Source organism: Streptomyces sp. (genome assembly GCF_050698815.1).
Classification (GTDB): Bacteria; Actinomycetota; Actinomycetes; order Streptomycetales; family Streptomycetaceae; genus Streptomyces.
The window spans coordinates 1-3,289 of record NZ_JBOHCV010000668.1; the positions used below are offsets into that span (position 1 = coordinate 1).

Consider the following 3,289-nt stretch of genomic DNA (forward strand, 5'->3'; position numbering starts at 1 on the left):
GTACGGGGTTGGCGCCGGTGGCCAGGACGAGCGCGTCGTAGCCGAGCTCGCCGCCATCGTCGCAGACGACCTGGCGCTCCGCCCGGTCGACGCGGACGGCGCGCACTCCGCGCAGCCACCGGGCGCCTGCGGCGGCCGGCAGCGCGATGACATCCGGGGCGTACTGCCCGGCGAGCACGTCTGCGAGCAGCACCCTGTTGTACGGGGCGTGCGGTTCCTCGCCGACGACGGTGATGTCGATTCCCACGCCGGCGGCGTCGAGCTGCTGGGCGAGCCGGGCGCCGGCCATGCCGCCGCCGATCACCACCACACGCTGTCGCAAGGTCATGGCACGAGCCTGCGGTGCGCCTGTTACCCGGCCGCATCCCCGCCGTTTCCCCCGCGCAACGCTGCGCTCAGCGCCGGCCCGCGCGGGATGTGAGCACCGGAGCAGCGGGATTGTCGGTGGCGCGCGGCATGCTGGGGTCATGTACCGGGAACGGCGCTCGCGGCTGGACGGCGCGGTGGTGTGGTCACGCACCGACGCACCCGGCGGGGAGTCGCGGGTGCTGCCCGACGGCTGCATGGACCTGCTGCTGTGGAACGAGACGCTGGTCGTCGCGGGCCCCGACAGCCGGGCACACCTGAGCAGGGAGCAGGCCGGTGACCGCTTCACCGGACTGCGCCTCGCGCCGGGAGTGGGGCCCCTGGTCTTCGGCGTACGGGCGTACGAGCTGCGGGATCAGCGGGTGCCGCTCAGCGCGGTATGGCCGGAGCGGGCGGTGCGGCTGCTGGCTGAACGGGTGGCCGGGGCGCCGCAGCCGGGGCGGGTGCTGGAGTCGGCCGCGGCCGAGCGGCTGACGGAGCGCCGCGGAGACGGGCCACGCGCCGGGTCCGTGACCGGGACCGTCGCGGATCTGCTCGGGCGCGGATGGGGCGTTGCGGAGGTGGCCCGCCGGGTCGGGCTCGGTGAACGGCAGTTGCACCGGCGCTGCCTGGACGCCTTCGGTTACGGGCCCAAGCACTTGGCGCGGGTGCTGCGGATGCGGCGGGCCCTGCGGCTGGCGGACGGGGATACGCCGCTGGCGGAGGTCGCGATCACCGCCGGATACGCCGACCAGGCCCACCTCTCGCGCGAGGTCAGAGCACTGGCCGGGGTAGCGGTGACGCAACTCCTGGGCCGGCGCCCGTAGGGCGTGTTTTGAAAGTCCCGCCTGGCCCACGACGCCTGGCACGCACATCCGCTGCGTTGTCGAATCGACCGAGTAGCCCACTACGAGGTCGATCCTCCGCCTTGCGGCTGCACGCACCAGACGCCGTGGGCCCCGCCCTATCGGGCGGACGGCGCTACTTTCAAAACACGCCCTAGGCTGCCGCCATGACGGACTCCGCGACACAGCCGTTGGCCACCGGGCCCCGCGACATGGCCCTGCTCTCCTTCCACGACGCCCGGCGGCACCCGGAGGACGCGCGGTTCGAGGACGCGCCGCTGGGATACGCGCTGGTCGTGCTGTGGCACGGAGAGCGTGTGCTGATGGTGTACGAGCGGGAGCGGGAGTGCTGGGAGCTGCCCGGGGGCGGCATCGAGCCCGGTGAGTCACCCCGGGCCGCGGCCGTACGGGAGTTGCGCGAAGAGACCGGTCAACTGGTTCCGGCGGAGGCGCTGCGCTTCGTCGGCCATTCCCGCACCGCGCTCGGGCCGCGCCGTCGGGTGCTCTACGGGGCGGTGTTCACCGCGGAGACGGCCGAGCCGCAGCCGTTCACGCCCAACGACGAGGTGTCGGCGGTGCACTGGCGGGCCGGTGAGGAGCCGCTGCCGGGCGGCGGCCTGGTGCAGACGGTGGACGAGTACATCGCCGGGCTGTGCCGGGCGGCTCCCTGAGCGGCGGCGAGTCCGGCGCCGGGCGGCGCTCCGGTGGAGCACCGCCCGGACTGCCCGGTCACCTGCCCTTCGGCTCCGTCACCGTCAACTCCTCGATCCCGGCGGGCTTCTTCGCGTCCTTCGCCGTGACCGAGACGCGCACGTAGCGGAACGGCCGCTGCCGGCCGGCGTCATCGGCGGCCCGCCAGCGCTCGCCGTCCGTGGAGACCTCGGTCCGGTGGCTCGCCGGCTCGGTGCCGGTCCAGTGCGGTGTGATCCCGCCGTCCCTGACGGCCTTGTTCAGCCGGACCGTGAGCGAGCCCTTCTTGCCGTCCGGCGTCCAGGAGGTGGCCGCGCTGCCGTCGACCGCTGCGCCGGCGTACATGCCGGACTCCTCGGAGGACGCCGTCGCCGGCCGGCAGCGGGCCAGGTTCCCGGTCGGAGTCAGGTCGGGCCGACGGGTCTTGAGCACTGTGGGGACACCCTCGCTGACCACCTGGTCGCCCTGCGGGGTGTCCAGCGTGAACGGCTTGCCCTGCGTCAGCCGCACAGTGGTCTGGTGCGCGCCGAGTGCGATGTCGTACGTACGGCCCTGCCAGCGCAGCCCCTTGAGCGTGACGCCCTTGGACAGCTGGGGCGGCAGCATGGGGTCGAGCTTGAGCTTCCCCTCGCGCAGCCGCTGCCCGGTCAGGCCGTTGGTGAAGACCTGCAGGAAGCCGCCCTTGCCGGTGAGGAAGTCCTGCGCCGGCTGGCCTGCCAGCGGGTCGTTGGCGCCCGCCTTCTCGCCGCGTGCCTCGGAGAAGAGCGAATAGGGGCCGCGCACGAACGGTTCGATGGAGCGCTTCAGATAGGTGTTCGTCGCACAGCCCGGCTCGCCGTTCTGCGCGGCGTCGATGGCGTGCACGGAGTCCGTCATCGCGGGACCGTCGGGGTCGGTGCGGGCGGCGTAGTAGTCGAGGGTCTTGCGTGCGGACTGCTTGGACATCGGCCATTCCAGCGGGTACTGCAGCAGCACCGTGTCGGCCTGCTTGATGGTCGAGCCCTTGTAGCCGTCGTACTGCTGGAAGACCTGCTTCTTCTTGTCGTAGGGGATGCGCAGCTTGTCGGCGATCTTCGTCCACTTCGCCGGTGCCTGCTCGCCCAGCAGACGGGCCGCGCGGGCGGCGTGCCGCAGCGACTTGGCGGCGCCCGCGTTGGTGAAGACGCCGTCATCGACGCCGTTGCTGTACTCGTCGGGGCCCGCGACGTTCTTGACGGAGTAGCTGCCATCGCTGTTCTTGCTGACGCGGCTCGCCCAGAAGTCGGCGATCCCCTTGAGCACGGGCCAGCCGCGCTCGCGCAGCCATGCGGTGTCGTCGGTCGCCAGGTAGTACTGCCAGGTGGCCAGCGAGATGTCGCTCTGCAGATGATTCTGGGTGCGGCAGTGCGGCGGGTCCACGCTGTGGCACT

Annotated in this window: 4 protein-coding genes; 2 read left to right on the forward strand and 2 right to left on the reverse strand. The window is 72.5% G+C overall.

Annotated features, from left to right (window positions below):
- Positions 1-328: FAD-dependent oxidoreductase (locus tag ACRDP3_RS23990; protein ID WP_431519080.1), on the reverse strand; the 328-nt coding region annotated here is incomplete at its 3' end.
- A 139-nt stretch (positions 329-467) separates the two neighbouring features.
- Between ACRDP3_RS23990 and ACRDP3_RS23995 the strand changes: the two genes are divergently transcribed.
- Together ACRDP3_RS23995 and ACRDP3_RS24000 are read left to right on the forward strand one after the other, a co-directional pair.
- The gene (locus ACRDP3_RS23995; RefSeq protein ID WP_431519081.1) at positions 468-1,172 is read left to right on the forward strand and encodes a helix-turn-helix domain-containing protein; all 705 of its coding nucleotides are present in this window, start codon (positions 468-470) and stop codon (positions 1,170-1,172) included.
- Between the two features lie 185 nt (positions 1,173-1,357).
- Positions 1,358-1,861, forward strand: coding sequence for an NUDIX hydrolase (locus tag ACRDP3_RS24000; protein ID WP_431519082.1), 504 nt, complete (start codon positions 1,358-1,360; stop codon positions 1,859-1,861).
- Between the two features lie 58 nt (positions 1,862-1,919).
- On the opposite strand, the gene ACRDP3_RS24005 is transcribed toward ACRDP3_RS24000, so the two are convergent.
- Positions 1,920-3,289, reverse strand: a 1,370-nt coding sequence (locus tag ACRDP3_RS24005; RefSeq protein ID WP_431519083.1) for a glycosyl hydrolase family 65 protein, incomplete at its 5' end; no start/stop codon positions are given.